Origin of the sequence: Streptomyces sp. NPDC013457 (genome assembly GCF_043089925.1) — a bacterium.
Lineage (GTDB): Bacteria > Actinomycetota > Actinomycetes > Streptomycetales > Streptomycetaceae > Streptomyces.
In genome coordinates this window covers 490,601-511,531 of record NZ_JBICBL010000005.1, presented here as the reverse complement: position 1 = coordinate 511,531, position 20,931 = coordinate 490,601, and the positions used below count along the sequence as shown (strand labels likewise).

The following is a 20,931-nucleotide window of genomic DNA, read 5'->3' as shown; positions in this document are numbered from 1 at the left end:
CCTCGGCGCCCGCCTCTGCGGATCCTTCGACCTGATGCTCGCTGTCCCCGCGCGTGACGTCCGGCCGCGGAACAGGCTTCGGGAACTCGGGCTCCTCACCATCCTCGCCGGTGTTGACGCACTGGAACATCCAGTTGGCGACGGCCAGATGATCCACTGCCGCCGCGAGCAGATGGTCGGTGACCGACCACTCCGCAGCCTCGCCGTGGATCTGGCGCTGGACGGCGCCGTCCGCGGGCAGGTGCTTGATCAGTGTGAAAAGGCGACGACTGGAGAGCTCGCCGCGGTACCAGTCGAGGAGATCGGTGGCGTAGTAGCGGAGGAGATCCGCCTCAAGGGCCTCGGCGTGTTCGTCGACGAACTCGACGAGGCTCAGTCTTCCCCCAGGCCGAGCCCGGTCTCCTTGCCGTAGGCCTCCAGGATGGCGGCGACGTCCTGCATGGTGAGGTCGTGCTCCTCGAAGCGGGTGAACTGCTCCTCACCCATCAGGAGCGCGAGCAGGCCGTCCACGTCGTTGTCGTCGAGCTTGCGCAGCGCCTTCGCGGTCGCGCGGGACAGCTCGGTGGGCAGCGTGTAGGACTCGCCGTCCAGTTCGAAGGACCAGGTGCGTCCGTGGGCCTCCAGGCGCTGGGCGCGGGCGGCGTTGACGTCGAAACGGGCCATGGTGATGCGTACTCCTTGTTCGAGTGAGTGAAGAGGAGAGGGGCGGGGCGGGACGGCGGTCGGCCGTCCCGCCCCGGGTGGGGAAGGGTCAGACCGCCGTGCCGTACTGGCTGTCCTTCATGAGGAAGGAGGCCAGCGGCTTGCCGTTGCCGTTCGACATCGCCGTGAAGGTCACGCCCAGCTGGGACGCGGCCTTGCGGGCCAGCTTGATGTCGTCGGACGCGGTGACCTGGCCGCGCGGGATGATGAAGCGGTACGTCACCGCGGTGGTGCCACCGGCCTTGACGTCGGTGAACTCCAGGCCGAGGGCGCGCACGTCCGCGTACGGACGCTCGGCGATGTCGTACTTGTAGGTCTCGTTCTGCGCCGCCGGCTCCGGCTCGACCTTCCCGCCGCCCATGAAGAACGGCAGCGTGTCCTCGTTGAACTGGAGCATGGAGAACTTCAGCGAGAGGTCACGGGCCGAGTAGATGTAGTGCACCGGGGAGACCGACTGCCACGAGTCGATGGCCTCCAGCTTGTCCTTCTTCGAGAAGGTGACGCCGTCGCCGGTGGTGAAGCCGAGGTCCGTCCAGCCCGTCCAGTCGGCGGCGGGCTCGCCGGCGCCGAAGGTCGGGACGGCCGTGTCGACCTTGGCGACGTAGAGCTTGCCGACGCCTGCGACGCGGATCTCGGCGGAGTTGTTTCCAGCCATGGTGAGGTTCTCCTTGTGTTGAGAGGGGTGCCGGACCGGGCGACGTGCCCGGGTACGGCAAAGGCCCCGCCGGACGGCGAGGCCTGGTCTGTGGGGAGCGCCCGGGGGCGCTCGGTGGGGAGGGCCGGAAAGGGAGGGCTCCGGCGGCGCGGCCCGTCGGAGGCTCCGGCGAGGCCGGGTTCCGAGGCGGGGTTGCGAGCCGCGCTGGGCGGGCGAGGCCGGGTTCCCGGGGCCGCTGCGGTGGCGTCTAGAAGACGCTCAGGGAGAGCTGGATGACGCAGAGGTAGCGGTTGGCGCCCCGGTAGACGTAGTCGGGCAGCCAGCGCGGCCCGTCCATCTCCTCCACGTCCTGGACGAGGTTGACGCCGATCCGCTTGCCCATCTTGGCGAGCAGTGCGCGCCGGGCCGCGTTGGCGAGGACGTGGGCCGCGTTCTTGGTCGGGCCGTACACCTCGAACTCGATGAGCGGCTTGTCGATGTGCAGGTCGCCGATCCAGGCGCCGCCGCGGCGGTTGACCAGGACGGTGCTCTGCGTGCCGTCGAAGCCGGCGGGCGCCTGGACGGCGATCGTGGCGCCGGCCAGGGCCGGGTCTGCCTTGAGGACGTCGACGACCAGCTTCTCGACGTCCGGGAACGCACTCGGGGGAGTGGTCATGACGGTTCTCCTCGGTGGAAGGGGAGGGGCGCGGCACGGCCGCGTCACAGGGGGGCGCTACGTGGGTCGGGTGCCGTCCGGGGCGCTTGACGCGGGGAAGGGGGCGAGGGCGCGGAGCGCTCCCGGACGGCGAACGGCGGAGCCTGTGGCCCGTTGTCGGGCACAGCTCCGCCGCTGCACCAACTGTGACAGAGAGCGTGCGCGCACGCAACTAAAACTCTTACGGCTTTGACGCGCTGAGGAGATGCCGCGTGGAACACCGCCCCCGCTCCGTGCACGACGAGCCGGCCGGCGGGGTTCGCCGGGAGGGCGGGGCGATATGACAAGGCGCCCCGTGTCCCTTGGGGGACACGGGGCGCCAGGGTGTCTCGCTAGACTCCCCCTCCTGTTCCAGCGAGCGGTGGGGGGCTACGGCATGGCAGGTGCAGGGCGAAGTGCCGGGCGAATGAAGCGTGTCGACTTCGGCGTGACCGTGCTGTTCGGTGCGGTGTACGCCGGCGCGCTGTTCCTCCTGGTGACAGGCTTCACCGTGGAAGAGAGTGGCTGCGGGGGGCGCTTCCGCCCGTCGTGCTCAGGCGGGACGTACGCGCGCCTCGGTGTCGGCTTCGGCCTCATGCTGCTGGTGGCGCCAGTCCTGCACAAGGTCGTGCCGAGCGTCCCGTACGAGGAGGGGGTCGGCCGGGCGGCGACCATCGCCGCCATGGTGCTGGGGGCGGCGGTCGGCGTCGCCCTGAGCATGCTGGCCTTTCGCGCCGTCGGCTGAGACGCGGCCCGGTTCCGGGGTGAGGTCGTGTGCCCGTTGTCGGCCGCCGTGGACGCCTGTTCGTGACACGCGTCCGGTGGAGACACGACCCTCACACGGTACGAGGACGGCGCCGGGCCGCTCGTTCCGCCGCGAAGACGTCCTCCAGGCGGAAGAGCTGGGCCCGGCCGGCCTTGCCGGCGGCCCTCAGGTGGCCCAGCTGGACCCACTTGCGGATGGTCGCCGGCGCGACCCCCGCCTCCTCGGCCGCGAGGGGTCCGGGGATCAGGGCGGGCAGTGTCGGCAGGGTCAGGGACGTCAGCAAGGGGTCTCCTCCATCGCGGCTTCGAGTTCCTCGGTACGGCAGCCGGCCGCGTCGGCCAGCTCGTGCCACTCCGCCTCCGGCCACAGGTGCCGGTACGCGGGATCGTCCTGGCAGCCACAGTCCTCCACCGTGCAGGTGCAGGCGGGGTTCACGCACAGCACCGCGCGGCGGTCGGGGAACGCCCGGAGCGACACCGAGTCGCACCACGGGCAGCGGCCCGACACCCGGACCACCGTCTCCGTGTCGCCCAGCGTCCGCGCGCACCGCCGTGCCATCCGGCGCAGCTCGTCGCGCACATGCCGGGCGAGGTCGGGGTGGGCGGCGATCTCGTCGAGCAGCGCGGTCGTCCGCCGCAGTCGCTCCACGACGGCCGCGCGGCCGGGGCGGGGGAGGCCGAGCCGGGCGCGTACCGCCTCCTCCAGCTCCACCACGCCGTCGGTGATGTCGCGGATCGCGTCGGAGACGTGCAGCCGGATCGGCGCGGCGCCGTGGCCGGGTACGGCCAGGCCGTGCCGCTGCTGAAGCAGCAGCGCCTCGCGGCGCTCCTCGCGGATGAGCTCGTCTCGGCCAGGGGGCGGCGCGGCCGGCGGGGCACCGGTGGGGGAGCGGCGGCCGGGCGCGAGCTCTTCGGCGAGCTCGGGGAACTGGCGGGCGAGCGTGGCGGTCCACAGGGCGATGTCGGTGAGGATCCGTTCGACGGCGAGCTCAGCCACGGACGCCTCCGGCGACGACCGGTCCCATGACCTTCGCCGTACGCGACTCGGGTACGGCACGGCCGTTGCGCCACAGGCGGCCGGCGCAGACGCCGTCGAAGTAGCTCTCCGCCGGGGCGACCGTCTCCTCGCACTCGCGGCGTACGGGGCAGTGCCCGCAGGCGCGGAGCGCCGGGGCCGCCTGCTGGACGCGGCGGGCGAAGACGACGGCCGGGGAGAGGTCGGCACACGCGGCGGCGGCCTGCCAGGAAGAGGAATCAGGGAGGAGCAAGGTGTTCTCCAGTCTCCGGGCCAACGGGCGACCCGTGGGGCCGGTGAGGTCCCTGGGGCTCGGGAGGCCGATGAGGTCGGCGGCGAGCCAGCGTTACATGTTGCGTGCGAGCGCGCAACAAATTTGTGGAGCGGGTCGGGGTGAGCCTTCACCGATTCGACACGATTGCGCGCTCAAAAGCACGTAATTCTGTGCGCGCAAGCACGCTAGAGTGGGGCGCCCGGAGGGTGGGGAGCGAGGGAGCGGAACACATGAGCACTCAAGGGCTCGACGAGTTCGCAGGCTGGGTGGAAGGCCTGATGAGAGCGCGCGGCTACGACATCGACAGCCCGCGCGGCGGAGGAAAGTCGCGGATCGCGGACGAGGCCGGCGTGCACCGGGCCGCCGTGACGCGGCTGCTGCAGCGACAGAGCATGCCCGACCTGGAGACCATGCGCAGGATCGCCCCGCTTCTCGGGGTCTCCGTCCGCGACATGCTGATCCGCTCGGGCCGGGTCACTCCCGACGAGCTGCCCCTGGCGGCTGACCTGCTGCCACCCGGAGACTGGCAGCCCACCCTGGAGGACTTCGCCCGCTGGCTCGGCGTCCCCGACGAGCGGATGGGTGTGTTCGTCAAGGTCGTCAACCAGTTCCTGGAGCCCGGCGAGGGCGAGGCGGAGCCACGGACTCCGGGCGAACCCCGCCGCGCCGCCCGGGACTGACCCGGGCCCCGACCGACTCGGGCCGCGCCGGGCCCCACCGTCCCGGCCGGCCGGGTCCGGGCTCGCGGCGCCTTCCCGCCACCCCAACCGGGCCCGGGTCACTCCGAAGCGGGGCCCGCCCCGGTCTCCGCGCGCCGCTCGCCGGAGCGGCGCCGCGCGGAAGCCCGGGGCTGCACGAGGCGGTCCGTGGCTTGCACGAGGCGGCCCGTGGCCTCGGCCCGAGGCGTCCGTCGGGTCGAGATCGCGGGCTCCTGGGCGAAGGTCCCGGCCGGGCGTCGCGGCCCCTCCGTGCCGTCCGTGGTGCCGGGCATCGCGACCACCTCCGCGCCGTCCGTCGGGTCGGGCGTCGCGGCCGCTTCGCGCCGTCCGGCGGGGCCTGGTTCGACGTGGGTGGCGCGCTCTGCGTCACGGGCGGGGTACCGACCGTTCCGGTGTTCGTTCTCCCACGTCGGCCCGGCCCCGTACGCGTGGGCATTTGTTTTGACCGGAGTCCATGCGATAGGTACGCTCAGACCTTGTGCCTGGGGTGTGCCTGGGCTCGTGTGCGTGTCCTCAACCGCATGGCGAGTTCATCAACGGCCACCGCAATCTGCGCCTTTTCCGCCCTCGGCGGAGGTCCGCAGTATTCGACACACCCGACCGCGTGGGTCGGTGCGGTGTTCCAGGTTAGTTTTACGACGGCACACAGAAACCGGAGAAGTAGTGCCTACGATCCAGCAGCTGGTCCGGAAGGGCCGGCAGGACAAGGTCGAGAAGAACAAGACGCCCGCACTCGAGGGTTCCCCTCAGCGTCGCGGCGTCTGCACGCGTGTGTTCACGACCACCCCGAAGAAGCCGAACTCGGCCCTCCGTAAGGTCGCGCGTGTGCGTCTGACCTCGGGCATCGAGGTCACGGCCTACATCCCGGGTGAGGGTCACAACCTGCAGGAGCACTCCATCGTGCTCGTGCGTGGTGGCCGTGTGAAGGACCTGCCGGGTGTTCGCTACAAGATCATCCGTGGTTCCCTCGACACGCAGGGCGTCAAGAACCGTAAGCAGGCTCGCAGCCGCTACGGCGCCAAGAAGGAGAAGTAAGAATGCCTCGTAAGGGCCCCGCCCCGAAGCGCCCGGTCATCATCGACCCGGTCTACAGCTCTCCTCTTGTCACCTCGCTGATCAACAAGATCCTGCTGGACGGCAAGCGTTCCACCGCCGAGCGCATCGTCTACGGTGCCATGGAAGGCCTCCGCGAGAAGACCGGCAACGACCCGGTCATCACGCTGAAGCGCGCCCTCGAGAACGTGAAGCCGTCCCTCGAGGTCAAGTCCCGCCGTGTCGGTGGCGCCACCTACCAGGTGCCGATCGAGGTCAAGCCCGGTCGCGCCTCCACCCTGGCTCTGCGCTGGCTCGTGGGTTACTCCCGCGCCCGTCGCGAGAAGACCATGACCGAGCGCCTCATGAACGAGCTCCTCGACGCCTCCAACGGCCTCGGTGCTTCGGTCAAGAAGCGCGAGGACACGCACAAGATGGCCGAGTCCAACAAGGCCTTCGCGCACTACCGCTGGTAGTCGCAACCCACATCGAGACCGAGAGAAGACTGAGCCGATATGGCTACCACTTCGCTTGACCTTGCCAAGGTGCGCAACATCGGCATCATGGCTCACATCGACGCGGGCAAGACGACCACCACCGAGCGGATCCTGTTCTACACCGGCGTCTCGTACAAGATCGGTGAAGTCCACGACGGCGCTGCCACGATGGACTGGATGGAGCAGGAGCAGGAGCGCGGCATCACGATCACGTCCGCCGCGACGACCTGCCACTGGCCGCTCGAGGACGTCGACCACACCATCAACATCATCGACACCCCGGGCCACGTCGACTTCACCGTCGAGGTGGAGCGTTCGCTCCGCGTGCTCGACGGTGCCGTGACGGTGTTCGACGGCGTCGCCGGTGTCGAGCCCCAGTCCGAGACCGTCTGGCGTCAGGCGGACCGCTACGGCGTTCCGCGTATCTGCTTCGTCAACAAGCTCGACCGTACGGGTGCCGAGTTCCACCGCTGTGTCGACATGATCGTGGAGCGCCTCGGCGCCGTCCCGATCGTCATGCAGCTCCCCATCGGTTCCGAGATGGACTTCCAGGGTGTTGTGGACCTCGTCCGCATGAAGGCTCTGGTCTGGTCCGCGGAAGCGACCAAGGGCGAGATGTACGACGTCGTCGACATCCCGGCCACGCACACCGAGGCCGCTGAAGAGTGGCGCGGCAAGCTGGTCGAGACCGTCGCGGAGAACGACGAAGAGATCATGGAGCTCTTCCTCGAGGGCCAGGAGCCCACCGAGGAGCAGCTGTACGCCGCGATCCGTCGTATCACCATCGCCTCCGGCAAGGGTGGCGGCGAGAAGACGATCACCCCCGTCTTCTGTGGCACCGCGTTCAAGAACAAGGGCGTCCAGCCCCTGCTCGACGCGGTCGTCCGCTACCTCCCCTCGCCCCTGGACGTCGAGGCCATCGAGGGCCACGACGTCAAGGACGCCGAGGTCGTCGTGAAGCGCAAGCCTTCCGAGTCCGAGCCGCTCTCCGCGCTCGCCTTCAAGATCGCGAGCGACCCGCACCTCGGCAAGCTCACCTTCGTCCGGATCTACTCCGGTCGCCTGGAGGCCGGCACCTCGGTGCTGAACTCCGTCAAGGGCAAGCGTGAGCGCATCGGCAAGATCTACCGTATGCACGCGAACAAGCGTGAGGAGATCGAGTCGGTGGGCGCCGGCGACATCGTCGCCGTCATGGGCCTGAAGCAGACCACCACCGGTGAGACGCTGTGCGACGAGAAGAACCCGGTCATCCTGGAGTCCATGGACTTCCCGGCGCCGGTCATTCAGGTCGCGATCGAGCCCAAGTCCAAGGGTGACCAGGAGAAGCTGGGTGTCGCCATCCAGCGTCTCGCGGAGGAGGACCCCTCCTTCCAGGTGCACTCGGACGAGGAGACCGGCCAGACCATCATCGGTGGTATGGGCGAGCTTCACCTCGACATCCTCGTCGACCGTATGCGTCGCGAGTTCAAGGTCGAGGCGAACGTCGGCAAGCCGCAGGTCGCGTACCGCGAGACGATCCGCAAGGCCGTCGAGCGCGTGGACTTCACCCACAAGAAGCAGACCGGTGGTACCGGTCAGTTCGCCAAGGTGCAGATCGCGATCGAGCCCATCGAGGGCGGCGACGCCTCGTACGAGTTCGTGAACAAGGTCACCGGTGGCCGCATCCCGAAGGAGTACATCCCTTCGGTGGACGCCGGTGCGCAGGAGGCCATGCAGTTCGGCATCCTGGCCGGCTACGAGATGACTGGCGTCCGCGTCATCCTTCTCGACGGTGGCTACCACGAGGTCGACTCCTCCGAACTCGCGTTCAAGATCGCCGGTTCGCAGGCCTTCAAGGAGGCCGCGCGCAAGGCTTCGCCGGTCATCCTCGAGCCGATGATGTCCGTCGAGGTCACCACGCCCGAGGACTACATGGGTGAGGTCATCGGCGACATCAACTCCCGCCGTGGTCAGATTCAGGCCATGGAGGAGCGCAGCGGCGCTCGCGTCGTGAAGGGCCTCGTGCCCCTCTCGGAGATGTTCGGCTACGTCGGAGACCTCCGCAGCAAGACCTCGGGTCGCGCAAGCTACTCGATGCAGTTCGACTCCTACGCCGAGGTTCCCCGGAACGTCGCCGAGGAGATCATCGCGAAGGCCAAGGGCGAGTAACTCACCCGAGTGCACGCTTTAGGCTTGACACCAGTCGCCGGGGCTTCGCCCCACGAAACCCGAGGGATCGGGCCCCGGCGGATGGCATCCCAGCAAAGATCACCTGGCGCCGATGAAGCAAGGCGTTCAGAACCACTCCAGGAGGACCCCAGTGGCGAAGGCGAAGTTCGAGCGGACTAAGCCGCACGTCAACATCGGCACCATCGGTCACATTGACCACGGTAAGACGACCCTCACGGCCGCCATTACCAAGGTGCTGCACGACGCGTACCCGGACCTGAACGAGGCCTCGGCCTTCGACCAGATCGACAAGGCTCCTGAGGAGCGCCAGCGCGGTATCACCATCTCCATCGCGCACGTCGAGTACCAGACCGAGTCGCGTCACTACGCCCACGTCGACTGCCCCGGTCACGCGGACTACATCAAGAACATGATCACGGGTGCGGCGCAGATGGACGGCGCCATCCTCGTGGTCGCCGCCACCGACGGCCCGATGCCGCAGACCAAGGAGCACGTGCTCCTGGCCCGCCAGGTCGGCGTTCCGTACATCGTCGTCGCCCTGAACAAGGCCGACATGGTGGACGACGAGGAGATCCTGGAGCTCGTCGAGCTCGAGGTTCGTGAGCTCCTCTCCGAGTACGAGTTCCCGGGCGACGACCTGCCGGTCGTCAAGGTCTCGGCGCTCAAGGCGCTCGAGGGCGACAAGGAGTGGGGCCAGTCGGTCCTGAACCTGATGGCCGCCGTCGACGAGGCGATCCCGCAGCCCGAGCGTGACGTCGACAAGCCGTTCCTGATGCCGATCGAGGACGTCTTCACGATCACCGGTCGTGGCACCGTCGTCACCGGTCGTATCGAGCGTGGTGTCCTCAAGGTCAACGAGACCGTCGACATCGTCGGTATCAAGACCGAGAAGGTCACCACCACGGTCACCGGCATCGAGATGTTCCGCAAGCTGCTCGACGAGGGCCAGGCCGGTGAGAACGTCGGTCTGCTCCTCCGTGGCATCAAGCGCGAGGATGTCGAGCGCGGCCAGGTCATCATCAAGCCGGGTTCGGTCACGCCGCACACGAGCTTCGAGGCCCAGGCCTACATCCTGTCGAAGGACGAGGGTGGCCGTCACACCCCGTTCTTCAACAACTACCGCCCGCAGTTCTACTTCCGTACCACGGACGTGACCGGCGTCGTGACCCTCCCCGAGGGCACCGAGATGGTCATGCCGGGCGACAACACCTCCATGACCGTCGAGCTGATCCAGCCCGTCGCCATGGAGGAGGGCCTGAAGTTCGCCATCCGTGAGGGTGGCCGGACCGTGGGCGCCGGCCAGGTCGTCAAGATCAACAAGTAATTGTCGATCGTCTGACCTGTGCCGCTCCTGACGGAGCGTCATGAAAGGGCCCCCGGCCCGCCGTTCGCGGCGGGGCGGGGGCCCTTTTCGTCGTGCCGGGCCGGGCTCCACCCGTCGTGGCGAGCTCCGCGTCGCGGTGGTGACCCGTGCTACTCGCTCTCCGCGAGTGCGGACCGCACCGTCGGCCGCCACACCCACGGGTGGGCGTCCGCGCCCAGGCCGACGGCGACCGGTCCGCCCGGGGTCAGCCGCAGGGCCGCCGCCTGGACGGCCGCCGTTCCGCTCGTACGGGTGAAGAGCCGGTCACCCCGACGCAGCTGGATCCGGCCGCGCAGGTCCCGGCCGAGCAGGACCGGCCCCTGCGCGTCGGCCGCCGCGGCCACGGAGCCGTACCCGTCGAAGGACACGTTCCCCCGCCCCGGCGAGAGCAGCTGCCTGGCGGCGGGCCTTCGGTAGTACACGTCGACACCGGCGCGGCCCCGGGACGGTACGGCGGCGACAGGGTCGCCCGAGAGGGGGAGCGGGGTGGCCGGGACGGAGTCGACCCAGTGCAGGACGGACTTCCGCCCGGCGGCGAGGACGTGGACGCTTCCCTCGGAGTCGACGACGGCGTCCAGACCGTCCTGGATCTCCTCGGTACCGGGGAGCCTCCGCCACGGGGACCAGGACCCGTCCGCGCCGCGGACGCGCGTCGACACACCCTTGTCCGCGTTCCGTACGAAGAGATGGACCCGGCCGTCGGGGGCGGTCACGGCCACCGGCACACCGATCCGACGGCCGCGGTCGTCGCTCCGCTCCGGATTGCCGAGGCCCCGCCAGGCGAGGAACGGACCGCCGGGGGAGCGCTGCTCCAGCAGGACGACCTCCCGCTTGTTGGGACCGCCGCGGCCGCCGAACGCGGCGAACCGCACGCCGAAGAGCAGAGTCCTCCCGTCAGGCAGGGCGGCCGAGCCGAGCGCCGGCGCGAGCGGCCCGCCGCCGAGGTCCTCCGGCTCGCCCCACAGGCCCGAGTCCTTCTCCGTCTCCCGCCAGCGGACGGCCCGCAGTCCGAGCACCCCGAACGCGTCCAGCCGCCCGTCGGGCCGCGCGGCGATCGCGGGACCGGCGTCCTGCCAGCGGTGGTGCGTGGACCTGACCCAGCCCTTGTGGTTGGTGAGGGGCCGGCCGCCGCCCACGCCGTAGTCGCCGCAGCCGGACGGGTTGCCGCACTCCCAGCCCGGATCGCCGCCGTACTGGAAGAGGTGGCCGGCCTTCTCCTCGAGGATCTGCGGGGGGAGGTTCTTGGGCCAGTGGCGGTTGTAGTAGCCGCGGAACGAGGTCACGACGAACGCGGGTATCGCCCCCGGCCCCTTCTGCGCCTCGGCGACCCAGCGGATCAGCGCGGCCCAGGTGAAGCAGGCGGCGGCGGTGTGGTCGCCGTGGTCGGAGTAGCCGGGCTGCTCGCTGTCGCGCCGGCGGGTCGCCTCGTTGCTGACCTGGATGTCGGGGTCCGGGTCGAGGGTGTGCACGACGGTCGGCCGGTAGCGGTCGAGGAGCCCGACGAGGACGTCGACCAGCTGGTCGTGGTCGTAGGGGTCGGACCGGTCGACGGGCGAGCCGGTGGAGAGGTGTGTACGGAGTTCGAGCGCGCGGTCGTGCCAGAGGGCGGGCAGGGCGGTGAAGCGCCGTGGGGCGTGCTCGGGCAGGTTGATGAAGATCAGCTCGACGCGGCGTCCGCCGTGCACGAGCGTGTTGATCTCGGCGTGGCGCCCGCCGCGGAGGGTGGCGACGCCCTTCTGCCACGGTACGAACCTGTCGAGCCCGAGGAGCGTCGCGTACGCCTGGCGCAGACCCTGGTGGCGCGAGGAGGAGTACGCGGACCGGTCCGGCCGGGCCTCGGGCATGCCGTCGATCCGGTTGACGCCCTTGTGCTCGCCGGCGGTGACGTAGACGGAGACCAGCGGGACACCGGCGTCGAGCAGCCGCTGGGTGTCGGGGTTCATGAAGAACAGGTCGTCGTCCGGGTGCGCGGCGAACTGCATGAGCTGTGCGCGCCGCGTACTGGCGATCGGGACCCCGGGCGCGGGGTCGGCGGCGGCCTCGCCACGGCGCGGGGCGGGCACGGAACACCCGGCGATCGCGGTCGCGCCGACGGCGGCGGCGCCCGCGAGCACGGTCCGCCGCCCCGGCACGCCGAAGAGGCCGGCCCTGGATATGTCGTCCACTGCAACGTCCCCCGCACCCCGCACCGGTCCACGCCGGCGCCTGACCATCCCTGTGACGGCGGAGGGCCTGGTCGGAGCCGAATCCGCGACTGGCTAGACGGAGTTCGGCCCACGGGGGTTGCGCGGACGTGCGGACTTCGTACGGGGGTACGCGCGGGACCCGCTTCGTCACGCGTCCCGTTGCGTGCTCGTCTCGCCCGTTCCCAGTGCCACCGTCGTTCGCACCCGCATCGGGCCGTCCTCGCGGCGCGAGAGCAGGACCAGTTCGGCGACCCGGGCCGTCGTGGAGCCGAGGAGGGCCTCGGACGTGGTGGCGAGGGTGTGGGGGTCGTGGCTGCGGCCCAGGGAGAGGTGTGGGGTGAAGCCCCTGGCCTGCCCGCCGCACAGGGGGAACCGGGCCTCCAGGGCATCCCGCAGACGGGCCCACGGCGCTTCACCTGCCGCGCAGGGGTCGAGCCAGACGGTGGCGTCCTCGCGGTGGCCGAACCAGTGGACGCCCTCCAGGCGCGCCCGGAAGGGCGGCGTCCCGCTCAGCGCCTCCGCCACCAGCGGCACCGCCCGCTCGAAGTCGGCCTCCGGGACGAAGCCGAAGAGGACGTTGACGTGCGGCGGCCAGCGGTGGACCTGGCGGTCGTGGGCGCGGCGGATGTGCTGGATCGCAGGCCAGAGCCGGCGGGGAGGGACCCAGGCCACGGCGGTCCGGTTCGTCGAGGGCACGGCGAGGACCTCCCGGGGCGGGGCGGGGGGCTCCCCGGCCGCCACGGTCTCGTCGAGCCGGTCCACGCCCGTCGCGCGGTCCCAGACCAGCTCTCCGTCCGCCTCGAAGAAGATCACACGGTGCCAGGGGATCTCCCCTCCCGGTACGAAGTCGGGCAGGTCGATCCGCGCGGGACCGGCCCCGCGCTCCGCGATGCCCATCACGAACCGCTCGGGATCGAACCGGGGATCCCACAGCACCCGGTGGTAGATCTCGTCACTGGTGTGCACGCCCGGCGACTGCCCCGGCAGCGGCGTCTCAGTCGTCAGGCGGCCGCAGCGGCGGACGTCCGAGCCGCGCTGCGCGGGGCCCGGAGGGTCGGCGTTTGACTTGGGTCACGTCCGGGGTATTCTCTCCGGCTCGATTGGCCAGGTCCGTGTCCCGTATGGCAGACTGTCGGGGTTGCTCGGTTGAGTGCCGATGCTGCACGCCTCCCGTCGGGAGGACCGGAAGCGAGTCCCACAGTACTCGTCGCCCCTTCTCAGGAGCGGACGTACGGGAATCTTCCGGGAAGTGTCAGCGGGGTACCGACCAGGCACTCGGTGGGTGTTCTGCCCCCGACTCGCGGTCATGGTGACCGCACCCCCTTGGTTGGGAAATCCTTCGGGACTTCTGCGTAGAGGGAGTGCGACACGCCCGACCGCGTGGGTCGGAGGCGGAGTCATGAGAGCCCCCGAGTCCAGAGCGTTACTACGAGACAGGACTACTGAGTAGCCATGGCGGGACAGAAGATCCGCATCCGGCTCAAGGCCTACGACCACGAGGTCATCGACTCCTCGGCGAAGAAGATCGTCGAGACGGTGACGCGCACTGGTGCGTCGGTCGCGGGCCCGGTGCCGCTGCCCACTGAGAAGAACGTGTACTGCGTCATCAAGTCGCCGCACAAGTACAAGGACTCGCGCGAGCACTTCGAGATGCGCACGCACAAGCGCCTCATCGACATCCTCGACCCCACGCCGAAGACGGTTGACTCGCTGATGCGTCTCGACCTGCCGGCGGGCGTCGACATCGAGATCAAGCTCTGAGGTGACGCGCGAGATGGCTAAGAACATCAAGGGCATCCTGGGCGAGAAGCTCGGCATGACGCAGGTCTGGGACGAGAACAACCGGGTCGTCCCGGTGACCGTCGTCAAGGCCGGCCCCAATGTCGTGACCCAGGTGCGTACGAACGACATCGACGGCTACGAGTCGGTCCAGATCGCCTTCGGCGAGATCGACCCGCGCAAGGTGAACAAGCCCCTCAAGGGCCACTTCGCCAAGGCCGACGTCACCCCGCGCCGTCACCTTGTGGAGCTCCGCACCGCTGACGCCTCCGAGTACACGCTCGGCCAGGAGATCACCGCCGAGCTCTTCGAGGCCGGCGTGAAGGTCGACGTCACCGGTAAGAGCAAGGGCAAGGGCTTCGCCGGTGTCATGAAGCGCCACAACTTCCGTGGTGGCAAGGCCTCCCACGGTGCCCACCGTGTGCACCGCAAGCCCGGTTCGATCGGTGGCTGCGCCACTCCGGGCCGTGTCTTCAAGGGCATGCGCATGGCCGGCCGCATGGGCAACGAGCGCGTGACCACCCAGAACCTGACCGTTCACGCCGTTGACGCGGAGAAGGGCCTGCTCCTGATCAAGGGTGCGGTTCCTGGTCCGAACGGCGGCCTCGTCCTGGTCCGCACCGCGGCCAAGGGGGCCTGAGGATATGAGCACCATTGACATTCTGTCGCCCTCCGGCGACAAGACCGGGACCGTCGAGCTCCCGGCCGAGATCTTCGAGGCCAAGGTCAGCATCCCGCTGATCCACCAGGTCGTCGTCGCGCAGCTGGCCGCCGCCCGTCAGGGCACGCACAAGGTCAAGACGCGTGGCGAGGTCCGCGGTGGTGGCAAGAAGCCGTACCGCCAGAAGGGCACCGGCCGCGCCCGTCAGGGTTCGACCCGCGCCCCGCAGTTCGCCGGTGGTGGCGTCGTGCACGGTCCCGTGCCGCGTGACTACTCGCAGCGGACCCCCAAGAAGATGAAGGCCGCCGCCCTCCGCGGTGCCCTCTCCGACCGGGCGACCCACTCCCGCATCCACGTCGTCTCCGGCGTGGTCGAGGGTGGCATCTCCACCAAGGCCGCCAAGACGCTGTTCGGCAAGATCTCGGAGCGCAAGAACCTGCTCCTGGTCGTCGAGCGCTCTGACGAGGCCGCGTGGCTGTCCGCCCGCAACCTGCCCCAGGTCCACATCCTGGAGCCGGGCCAGCTGAACACGTACGACGTGATGCGATCCGACGACGTGGTCTTCACCCAGGCCGCCCTCGAGTCCTTCGTGTCTGGCCCCAAGGCCGCTGACAACGAAGGGAGCGAGGCCTGATGTCCGAGGCCACGATCACCAGCAAGACCTTCACGGACCCGCGTGACATCCTCGTCAAGCCGGTTGTTTCCGAGAAGAGCTACGCGCTGCTCGACGAGAACAAGTACACGTTCATCGTTGCGCCCGGCGCCAACAAGACCCAGATCAAGCAGGCCGTCGAGGCGGTCTTCTCGGTCAAGGTCACCGGGGTCAACACGATCAACCGTCAGGGCAAGCGCAAGCGCACCCGCACCGGTTTCGGCAAGCGCAAGGACACCAAGCGCGCCATCGTGACCCTTGCCGAGGGCAACCGTATCGACATCTTCGGCGGTCCGACCGCCTAAGGGCGGTCTGGATCGTCCGGAATCGGACGAGGACTGAGAAATGGGAATCCGCAAGTACAAGCCGACTACGCCGGGCCGTCGTGGCTCCTCCGTAGCCGACTTCGTCGAGATCACGCGGTCCACGCCGGAGAAGTCGCTGGTCCGCCCTCTGCACAGCAAGGGTGGCCGTAACAACACCGGTCGTGTGACCGTCCGTCACCAGGGCGGTGGCCACAAGCGCGCCTACCGCGTGATCGACTTCCGTCGTCACGACAAGGACGGCGTGCCGGCCAAGGTCGCTCACATCGAGTACGACCCGAACCGCACCGCTCGCATCGCGCTGCTCCACTACGCGGACGGCGAGAAGCGCTACATCATCGCCCCGCGCGGTCTCTCGCAGGGCGACCGGGTTGAGAACGGCCCCACGGCCGACATCAAGCCCGGCAACAACCTGGCCCTCCGCAACATCCCGGTCGGTACCACGATCCACGCGATCGAGCTCCGTCCCGGCGGTGGCGCCAAGTTCGCCCGTTCCGCGGGTGCCTCCGTGCAGCTGCTGGCGAAGGAGGGCACGATGGCCCACCTTCGTATGCCGTCCGGCGAGATCCGTCTCGTCGACGCCCGCTGCCGCGCCACCATTGGTGAGGTCGGCAACGCCGAGCAGTCGAACATCAACTGGGGTAAGGCCGGCCGCAAGCGCTGGCTGGGCGTTCGCCCGACCGTTCGCGGTGTGGCGATGAACCCGGTCGACCACCCGCACGGTGGTGGTGAGGGCAAGACCTCCGGTGGTCGCCACCCGGTCTCCCCGTGGGGTCAGAAGGAGGGTCGTACTCGTTCGCCGAAGAAGGCTTCGAACAAGTACATCGTCCGCCGCCGCAAGACGAACAAGAAGCGCTAGGAGCGGGTTTAGATGCCGCGCAGTCTCAAGAAGGGGCCCTTCGTCGACGACCACCTCGTAAAGAAGGTGGACGCCCAGAACGAAGCCGGCACCAAGAACGTCATCAAGACCTGGTCCCGTCGCTCGATGATCATCCCGGCCATGCTCGGCCACACGATCGCGGTGCACAACGGCAAGACCCACATTCCGGTGTTTGTCACCGAGTCGATGGTCGGCCACAAGCTCGGCGAGTTCTCGCCGACGCGCACCTTCCGGGGTCACGTGAAGGACGACCGGAAGTCGAAGCGCCGCTAGTAGCGGGGTGGAATGACCATGACAGACACTGGAAGGACAACCATGGAAGCCAGGGCCCAGGCGCGGTACATCCGCGTTACGCCCATGAAGGCCCGCCGTGTGGTGGACCTTATCCGTGGCATGGATGCCACGGAGGCTCAGGCGGTCCTGCGTTTCGCCCCGCAGGCCGCGAGCGTGCCGGTCGGCAAGGTGCTGGACAGCGCCATCGCCAACGCCGCGCACAACTACGACCACAGTGACGCCTCTTCGCTGTACATCAGCGAGGCGTTCGTGGATGAGGGCCCGACCCTGAAGCGGTTCCGTCCGCGTGCTCAGGGCCGTGCCTACCGGATCCGTAAGCGGACCAGCCACATCACCGTGGTCGTCAGCAGCAAGGAAGGAACCCGGTAATGGGCCAGAAGGTTAACCCGCATGGGTTCCGGCTCGGCATCACCACGGACTTCAAGTCCCGTTGGTACGCCGACAAGCTGTACAAGGACTACGTCAAGGAAGACGTCGCCATCCGTCGGATGATGACGTCCGGCATGGAGCGCGCCGGCATCTCGAAGGTTGAGATCGAGCGCACCCGTGACCGCGTGCGGGTGGACATCCACACCGCGCGTCCGGGCATCGTCATCGGCCGCCGTGGCGCCGAGGCCGACCGCATCCGCGGCGACCTCGAGAAGCTCACGGGCAAGCAGGTCCAGCTGAACATCCTCGAGGTCAAGAACCCCGAGATGGACGCTCAGCTGGTCGCCCAGGCCGTTGCCGAGCAGCTCTCCTCCCGCGTCTCCTTCCGTCGCGCCATGCGTAAGAGCATGCAGGGCACGATGAAGGCCGGCGCCAAGGGCATCAAGATCCAGTGCGGCGGTCGCCTCGGCGGCGCCGAGATGTCCCGCTCGGAGTTCTACCGCGAGGGCCGTGTGCCCCTGCACACCCTCCGCGCGAACGTGGACTACGGCTTCTTCGAGGCCAAGACGACCTTCGGCCGTATCGGCGTGAAGGTCTGGATCTACAAGGGCGATGTCAAGAACATCGCCGAGGTTCGCGCCGAGAACGCAGCGGCCCGTGCGGGTAACCGCCCGGCCCGTGGCGCCGGTGACCGTCCGGCCGGTGGCCGCGGTGGTCGCGGTGGCGAGCGTGGCGGTCGCGGTCGCAAGCCGCAGCAGGCTCAGGCTGCCGAGGCCCCCAAGGCCGACGCTCCCGCCGCCGCTCCGGCTGCTGAGAGCACCGGAACGGAGGCCTGACCGAAATGCTGATCCCCCGTAGGGTCAAGCACCGCAAGCAGCACCACCCGAAGCGCAGCGGTATGTCCAAGGGTGGTACGCAGGTTGCGTTCGGCGAGTACGGCATTCAGGCCCTCACTCCGGCGTACGTGACCAACCGCCAGATCGAGGCGGCTCGTATCGCGATGACCCGCCACATCAAGCGTGGCGGCAAGGTCTGGATCAACATCTACCCGGACCGCCCGCTGACGAAGAAGCCTGCCGAGACCCGCATGGGTTCCGGTAAGGGTTCGCCGGAGTGGTGGATCGCGAACGTCAAGCCCGGTCGGGTGATGTTCGAGCTGTCCTACCCGAACGAGAAGATCGCGCGCGAGGCCCTGACCCGTGCGGCCCACAAGCTGCCGATGAAGTGCAAGATCGTTAAGCGCGAAGCAGGTGAGCTGTGATGACCGCCGGTACCAAGGCGTCCGAGCTGCGCGAGCTGGGCAACGAGGAGCTTGTCGCCAAGCTCCGCGAGGCCAAGGAAGAGCTGTTCAACCTCCGCTTCCAGGCGGCGACGGGCCAGCTCGAGAACCACGGTCGGCTCAAGTCCGTCCGTAAGGACATCGCCCGGATCTACACCCTGATGCGAGAGCGCGAGCTGGGCATCGAGACGGTGGAGAACGCCTGATGAGCGAGAGCAATGTGACTGAGAAGACCGAGCGCAACGCTCGCAAGGTCCGCGAGGGCCTGGTCGTCAGCGACAAGATGGACAAGACCGTCGTCGTCGCCGTCGAGGACCGCGTCAAGCACGCGCTGTACGGCAAGGTCATCCGCCGTACGAACAAGCTCAAGGCTCACGACGAGCAGAACGCTGCCGGCGTCGGCGACCGCGTCCTCCTGATGGAGACCCGGAAGCTGTCGTCGACGAAGCACTGGCGCGTCGTCGAGATCCTCGAGAAGGCCAAGTAAGTACTTGAAGGGGTAACCCTTCGAGTTCGTTCCGCCAGGCTCGGCAGGGGCCTCCCGCGAGGGAAGCCCCTGCCGGGAACCGGCAGACAATCAGGAGATAGACGTGATCCAGCAGGAGTCGCGACTGCGTGTCGCCGACAACACTGGTGCCAAGGAGATCCTTTGCATCCGTGTTCTCGGTGGTTCCGGTCGCCGCTACGCGGGCATCGGTGACGTCATCGTCGCCACCGTCAAGGACGCGATCCCCGGTGGCAACGTGAAGAAGGGTGACGTCGTCAAGGCGGTCATCGTTCGCACCGTCAAGGAGCGCCGCCGCCAGGACGGCTCGTACATCCGCTTCGACGAGAACGCCGCTGTCATTCTCAAGAACGACGGCGACCCTCGCGGCACCCGTATCTTCGGCCCGGTGGGCCGTGAGCTGCGCGAGAAGAAGTTCATGAAGATCATCTCGCTCGCGCCGGAGGTGCTGTAAGCATGAAGATCAAGAAGGGCGACCTGGTCCAGGTCATCACCGGTAAGGACAAGGGCAAGCAGGGCAAGGTCATCACGGCCTTCCCCCGCGAGAACCGCGTCCTGGTCGAGGGTGTCAACCGGGTCAAGAAGCACACCAAGGCCGGCCCCTCGCAGGCCGGTGGCATCGTCACGACCGAGGCGCCTGTCCACGTCTCCAACGTCCAGCTGGTCGTTGAGAAGGACGGCAAGAAGGTCGTCACGCGCGTCGGTTACCGCTTCGACGACGAGGGCAACAAGATCCGCGTTGCCAAGCGGACGGGTGAGGACATCTGATGGCTACCACCACCACTCCGCGTCTCAAGACGAAGTACCGCGAGGAGATCGCGGGCAAGCTGCGTGAGGAGTTCTCGTACGAGAACGTCATGCAGATCCCCGGCCTCGTCAAGGTCGTGGTCAACATGGGTGTGGGCGACGCCGCCCGCGACTCCAAGCTGATCGAGGGCGCCATCCGCGACCTCACCACGATCACCGGTCAGAAGCCGGCCGTCACCAAGGCCCGCAAGTCCATCGCGCAGTTCAAGCTGCGCGAGGGTCAGCCGATCGGTGCGCACGTCACCCTCCGTGGCGACCGCATGTGGGAGTTCCTGGACCGCACCCTGTCGCTCGCGCTTCCGCGCATCCGCGACTTCCGTGGTCTGTCCCCCAAGCAGTTCGACGGGCGTGGCAACTACACCTTCGGTCTCACGGAGCAGGTCATGTTCCACGAGATCGACCAGGACAAGATCGACCGTGTCCGGGGTATGGACATCACCGTGGTGACCACGGCGACCAACGACGCTGAGGGCCGTGCCCTTCTCCGTCACCTCGGCTTCCCGTTCAAGGAGGCGTAAGCGAGATGGCGAAGAAGGCTCTCATCGCGAAGGCTGCCCGCAAGCCCAAGTTCGGCGTGCGTGGCTACACGCGCTGCCAGCGCTGTGGTCGTCCCCACTCCGTGTACCGCAAGTTCGGCCTGTGCCGCGTGTGCCTTCGTGAGATGGCTCACCGTGGCGAGCTGCCGGGCGTGACCAAGAGCTCCTGGTAATCCCCGTAATCACGGGATAACCGGAGTCTCTCGGTAAGCAGAGGGTTGGCGGAGGCCCACCCCTCCATGGCTTAGGCTAGGAGGGTTGGGCGTCCGCCGCCCGTACGACTTACTACGCCGTAGGTCCCCGCGCCGCACCCGTCCCGCCCCTGTGTGGGGAGAGGGATGGCGCATACAGGAAACCCCGGCGAGAGAGGCCGAAGGCCAATTCATGACCATGACTGATCCCATCGCAGACATGCTCACGCGTCTGCGTAACGCGAACTCGGCGTACCACGACTCCGTGTCGATGCCGCACAGCAAGATCAAGTCTCACATCGCGGAAATCCTCCAGCAGGAGGGCTTCATCACGGGCTGGAAGGTCGAGGACGCCGAGGTCGGCAAGAACCTCGTCCTCGAGCTCAAGTTCGGTCCGAACCGTGAGCGCTCCATCGCGGGCATCAAGCGGATCTCGAAGCCGGGCCTCCGGGTTTACGCGAAGTCCACCAACCTGCCGAAGGTTCTCGGCGGCCTGGGCGTGGCGATCATCTCCACGTCCCACGGCCTCCTGACCGGCCAGCAGGCAGGCAAGAAGGGCGTAGGTGGGGAAGTCCTCGCCTACGTCTGGTAGTCGGGAACGGAGG

Annotated in this window: 32 protein-coding genes; 23 read left to right on the top strand and 9 right to left on the bottom strand. The window is 68.5% G+C overall.

All coding sequences use genetic code 11. The features are described 5' to 3' along the window. Positions 1 to 34: 34 nt before the first annotated feature. On the top strand, positions 35 to 412 hold the full coding sequence (locus ACF1G2_RS16945) for a hypothetical protein (protein ID WP_391798979.1): 378 nt from the start codon (positions 35 to 37) through the stop codon (positions 410 to 412). Here ACF1G2_RS16945 and ACF1G2_RS16940 read toward each other — a convergent pair. The 3 genes from ACF1G2_RS16940 to ACF1G2_RS16930 form a co-directional block, all read right to left on the bottom strand. Further along, positions 373 to 663, bottom strand: coding sequence for a hypothetical protein (locus ACF1G2_RS16940; protein ID WP_391798978.1), 291 nt, complete (start codon positions 661 to 663; stop codon positions 373 to 375). The genes ACF1G2_RS16945 and ACF1G2_RS16940 overlap by 40 nt on opposite strands. Before the next feature lie 88 nt (positions 664 to 751). After that, the gene (locus ACF1G2_RS16935; RefSeq protein ID WP_391798977.1) at positions 752 to 1,357 is read right to left on the bottom strand and encodes a phage tail protein; all 606 of its coding nucleotides are present in this window, start codon (positions 1,355 to 1,357) and stop codon (positions 752 to 754) included. 247 nt (positions 1,358 to 1,604) lie between these two features. Then, the gene (locus tag ACF1G2_RS16930; RefSeq protein ID WP_391798976.1) at positions 1,605 to 2,012 is read right to left on the bottom strand and encodes a hypothetical protein; all 408 of its coding nucleotides are present in this window, start codon (positions 2,010 to 2,012) and stop codon (positions 1,605 to 1,607) included. A 445-nt stretch (positions 2,013 to 2,457) separates the two neighbouring features. On the opposite strand from ACF1G2_RS16930, the gene ACF1G2_RS16925 reads away from it, so the two are divergent. Beyond that, positions 2,458 to 2,775, top strand: a complete 318-nt coding sequence (locus ACF1G2_RS16925; protein ID WP_391798975.1) for a hypothetical protein — start codon at positions 2,458 to 2,460, stop codon at positions 2,773 to 2,775. Positions 2,776 to 2,866: 91 nt separating this feature from the next. Here ACF1G2_RS16925 and ACF1G2_RS16920 read toward each other — a convergent pair whose 3' ends face one another. The 3 genes from ACF1G2_RS16920 to ACF1G2_RS16910 are packed head-to-tail and all read right to left on the bottom strand — an operon-like array spanning position 2,867 to position 4,063. Then, the gene (locus tag ACF1G2_RS16920) at positions 2,867 to 3,079 is read right to left on the bottom strand and encodes a hypothetical protein (RefSeq protein WP_391798974.1); all 213 of its coding nucleotides are present in this window, start codon (positions 3,077 to 3,079) and stop codon (positions 2,867 to 2,869) included. Beyond that, on the bottom strand, positions 3,073 to 3,792 hold the full coding sequence (locus ACF1G2_RS16915) for a hypothetical protein (protein WP_391798973.1): 720 nt from the start codon (positions 3,790 to 3,792) through the stop codon (positions 3,073 to 3,075). The genes ACF1G2_RS16920 and ACF1G2_RS16915 overlap by 7 nt, the downstream gene beginning before the upstream one ends. Continuing rightward, positions 3,785 to 4,063 (bottom strand): WhiB family transcriptional regulator, encoded by a 279-nt coding sequence (locus tag ACF1G2_RS16910; protein WP_391798972.1) that lies wholly within the window; start codon positions 4,061 to 4,063, stop codon positions 3,785 to 3,787. Before ACF1G2_RS16910 ends, ACF1G2_RS16915 begins: the two co-directional genes overlap by 8 nt. Before the next feature lie 251 nt (positions 4,064 to 4,314). On the opposite strand from ACF1G2_RS16910, the gene ACF1G2_RS16905 reads away from it, so the two are divergent. Further along, positions 4,315 to 4,764 (top strand): helix-turn-helix domain-containing protein, encoded by a 450-nt coding sequence (locus ACF1G2_RS16905; protein WP_391798971.1) that lies wholly within the window; start codon positions 4,315 to 4,317, stop codon positions 4,762 to 4,764. A gap of 98 nt (positions 4,765 to 4,862) precedes the next feature. Here ACF1G2_RS16905 and ACF1G2_RS16900 read toward each other — a convergent pair whose 3' ends face one another. Further along, on the bottom strand, positions 4,863 to 5,075 hold the full coding sequence (locus ACF1G2_RS16900; RefSeq protein WP_391798970.1) for a hypothetical protein: 213 nt from the start codon (positions 5,073 to 5,075) through the stop codon (positions 4,863 to 4,865). A 391-nt stretch (positions 5,076 to 5,466) separates the two neighbouring features. Between ACF1G2_RS16900 and rpsL the strand changes: the two genes are divergently transcribed. The 4 genes from rpsL to tuf all read left to right on the top strand — a co-directional run bounded on the left by rpsL (position 5,467) and on the right by tuf (position 9,825). Further along, positions 5,467 to 5,838, top strand: coding sequence for a 30S ribosomal protein S12 (gene rpsL, locus ACF1G2_RS16895; RefSeq protein WP_003948652.1), 372 nt, complete (start codon positions 5,467 to 5,469; stop codon positions 5,836 to 5,838). 2 nt (positions 5,839 to 5,840) lie between these two features. Continuing rightward, positions 5,841 to 6,311, top strand: a complete 471-nt coding sequence (gene rpsG, locus ACF1G2_RS16890) for a 30S ribosomal protein S7 (RefSeq protein WP_003966970.1) — start codon at positions 5,841 to 5,843, stop codon at positions 6,309 to 6,311. A gap of 39 nt (positions 6,312 to 6,350) precedes the next feature. Beyond that, positions 6,351 to 8,480: an elongation factor G gene (gene fusA / locus ACF1G2_RS16885; RefSeq protein ID WP_391798969.1), complete on the top strand. Its 2,130-nt coding sequence runs from the start codon at positions 6,351 to 6,353 to the stop codon at positions 8,478 to 8,480. Between the two features lie 151 nt (positions 8,481 to 8,631). Beyond that, the gene (gene tuf, locus ACF1G2_RS16880; RefSeq protein ID WP_147980746.1) at positions 8,632 to 9,825 is read left to right on the top strand and encodes an elongation factor Tu; all 1,194 of its coding nucleotides are present in this window, start codon (positions 8,632 to 8,634) and stop codon (positions 9,823 to 9,825) included. Positions 9,826 to 9,974: 149 nt separating this feature from the next. On the opposite strand, the gene ACF1G2_RS16875 is transcribed toward tuf, so the two are convergent. After that, positions 9,975 to 12,029 carry a PIG-L family deacetylase gene (locus tag ACF1G2_RS16875; protein ID WP_391798968.1) on the bottom strand — a complete coding sequence of 685 codons (2,055 nt, stop codon included), beginning with the start codon at positions 12,027 to 12,029 and terminating at the stop codon, positions 9,975 to 9,977. Positions 12,030 to 12,197: 168 nt separating this feature from the next. Continuing rightward, positions 12,198 to 13,016, bottom strand: coding sequence for an RNA repair domain-containing protein (locus tag ACF1G2_RS16870; RefSeq protein ID WP_391798967.1), 819 nt, complete (start codon positions 13,014 to 13,016; stop codon positions 12,198 to 12,200). Between the two features lie 486 nt (positions 13,017 to 13,502). On the opposite strand from ACF1G2_RS16870, the gene rpsJ reads away from it, so the two are divergent. From rpsJ to rpsH, 16 genes are all read left to right on the top strand, one after another. After that, positions 13,503 to 13,811, top strand: a complete 309-nt coding sequence (gene rpsJ, locus ACF1G2_RS16865; protein ID WP_003948644.1) for a 30S ribosomal protein S10 — start codon at positions 13,503 to 13,505, stop codon at positions 13,809 to 13,811. Between the two features lie 13 nt (positions 13,812 to 13,824). After that, positions 13,825 to 14,469 carry a 50S ribosomal protein L3 gene (gene rplC / locus ACF1G2_RS16860; RefSeq protein WP_260229398.1) on the top strand — a complete coding sequence of 215 codons (645 nt, stop codon included), beginning with the start codon at positions 13,825 to 13,827 and terminating at the stop codon, positions 14,467 to 14,469. Positions 14,470 to 14,473: 4 nt separating this feature from the next. Further along, a complete protein-coding gene (rplD, locus tag ACF1G2_RS16855; protein ID WP_352188384.1) occupies positions 14,474 to 15,124 on the top strand; it encodes a 50S ribosomal protein L4 in 651 nt (216 codons plus the stop codon). Further along, positions 15,124 to 15,447 carry a 50S ribosomal protein L23 gene (rplW, locus tag ACF1G2_RS16850; RefSeq protein ID WP_391798966.1) on the top strand — a complete coding sequence of 108 codons (324 nt, stop codon included), beginning with the start codon at positions 15,124 to 15,126 and terminating at the stop codon, positions 15,445 to 15,447. Before rplD ends, rplW begins: the two co-directional genes overlap by 1 nt. A 40-nt stretch (positions 15,448 to 15,487) precedes the next feature. Beyond that, positions 15,488 to 16,324, top strand: a complete 837-nt coding sequence (gene rplB, locus ACF1G2_RS16845; protein ID WP_046908246.1) for a 50S ribosomal protein L2 — start codon at positions 15,488 to 15,490, stop codon at positions 16,322 to 16,324. Between the two features lie 12 nt (positions 16,325 to 16,336). Continuing rightward, positions 16,337 to 16,618 (top strand): 30S ribosomal protein S19, encoded by a 282-nt coding sequence (rpsS, locus tag ACF1G2_RS16840; RefSeq protein WP_019888752.1) that lies wholly within the window; start codon positions 16,337 to 16,339, stop codon positions 16,616 to 16,618. A gap of 42 nt (positions 16,619 to 16,660) precedes the next feature. Further along, entirely contained in the window at positions 16,661 to 17,008 is a 348-nt protein-coding gene (gene rplV, locus ACF1G2_RS16835) for a 50S ribosomal protein L22 (RefSeq protein ID WP_041662774.1), read from the top strand. After that, complete coding sequence (rpsC, locus tag ACF1G2_RS16830) at positions 17,008 to 17,844, top strand: 30S ribosomal protein S3 (RefSeq protein WP_260229395.1); 837 nt, start codon at positions 17,008 to 17,010, stop codon at positions 17,842 to 17,844. Before rplV ends, rpsC begins: the two co-directional genes overlap by 1 nt. Positions 17,845 to 17,849: 5 nt before the next feature. Next, positions 17,850 to 18,269, top strand: coding sequence for a 50S ribosomal protein L16 (rplP, locus tag ACF1G2_RS16825; protein ID WP_015035580.1), 420 nt, complete (start codon positions 17,850 to 17,852; stop codon positions 18,267 to 18,269). Next, positions 18,269 to 18,493: a 50S ribosomal protein L29 gene (gene rpmC, locus ACF1G2_RS16820; RefSeq protein WP_361445390.1), complete on the top strand. Its 225-nt coding sequence runs from the start codon at positions 18,269 to 18,271 to the stop codon at positions 18,491 to 18,493. The genes rplP and rpmC overlap by 1 nt, the downstream gene beginning before the upstream one ends. Further along, complete coding sequence (rpsQ, locus tag ACF1G2_RS16815; protein ID WP_352188389.1) at positions 18,493 to 18,774, top strand: 30S ribosomal protein S17; 282 nt, start codon at positions 18,493 to 18,495, stop codon at positions 18,772 to 18,774. Before rpmC ends, rpsQ begins: the two co-directional genes overlap by 1 nt. 103 nt (positions 18,775 to 18,877) lie before the next feature. Beyond that, positions 18,878 to 19,246: a 50S ribosomal protein L14 gene (gene rplN / locus ACF1G2_RS16810; RefSeq protein ID WP_003956455.1), complete on the top strand. Its 369-nt coding sequence runs from the start codon at positions 18,878 to 18,880 to the stop codon at positions 19,244 to 19,246. A 2-nt stretch (positions 19,247 to 19,248) separates the two neighbouring features. Continuing rightward, a complete protein-coding gene (gene rplX / locus ACF1G2_RS16805) occupies positions 19,249 to 19,560 on the top strand; it encodes a 50S ribosomal protein L24 (protein ID WP_015035583.1) in 312 nt (103 codons plus the stop codon). Next, complete coding sequence (rplE, locus tag ACF1G2_RS16800; protein ID WP_260229393.1) at positions 19,560 to 20,117, top strand: 50S ribosomal protein L5; 558 nt, start codon at positions 19,560 to 19,562, stop codon at positions 20,115 to 20,117. The genes rplX and rplE overlap by 1 nt, the downstream gene beginning before the upstream one ends. Positions 20,118 to 20,122: 5 nt before the next feature. Next, positions 20,123 to 20,308 (top strand): type Z 30S ribosomal protein S14, encoded by a 186-nt coding sequence (locus ACF1G2_RS16795; RefSeq protein ID WP_003948630.1) that lies wholly within the window; start codon positions 20,123 to 20,125, stop codon positions 20,306 to 20,308. Positions 20,309 to 20,519: 211 nt separating this feature from the next. Beyond that, positions 20,520 to 20,918 (top strand): 30S ribosomal protein S8, encoded by a 399-nt coding sequence (gene rpsH, locus ACF1G2_RS16790; RefSeq protein ID WP_158989430.1) that lies wholly within the window; start codon positions 20,520 to 20,522, stop codon positions 20,916 to 20,918. Positions 20,919 to 20,931 lie beyond the last annotated feature (13 nt).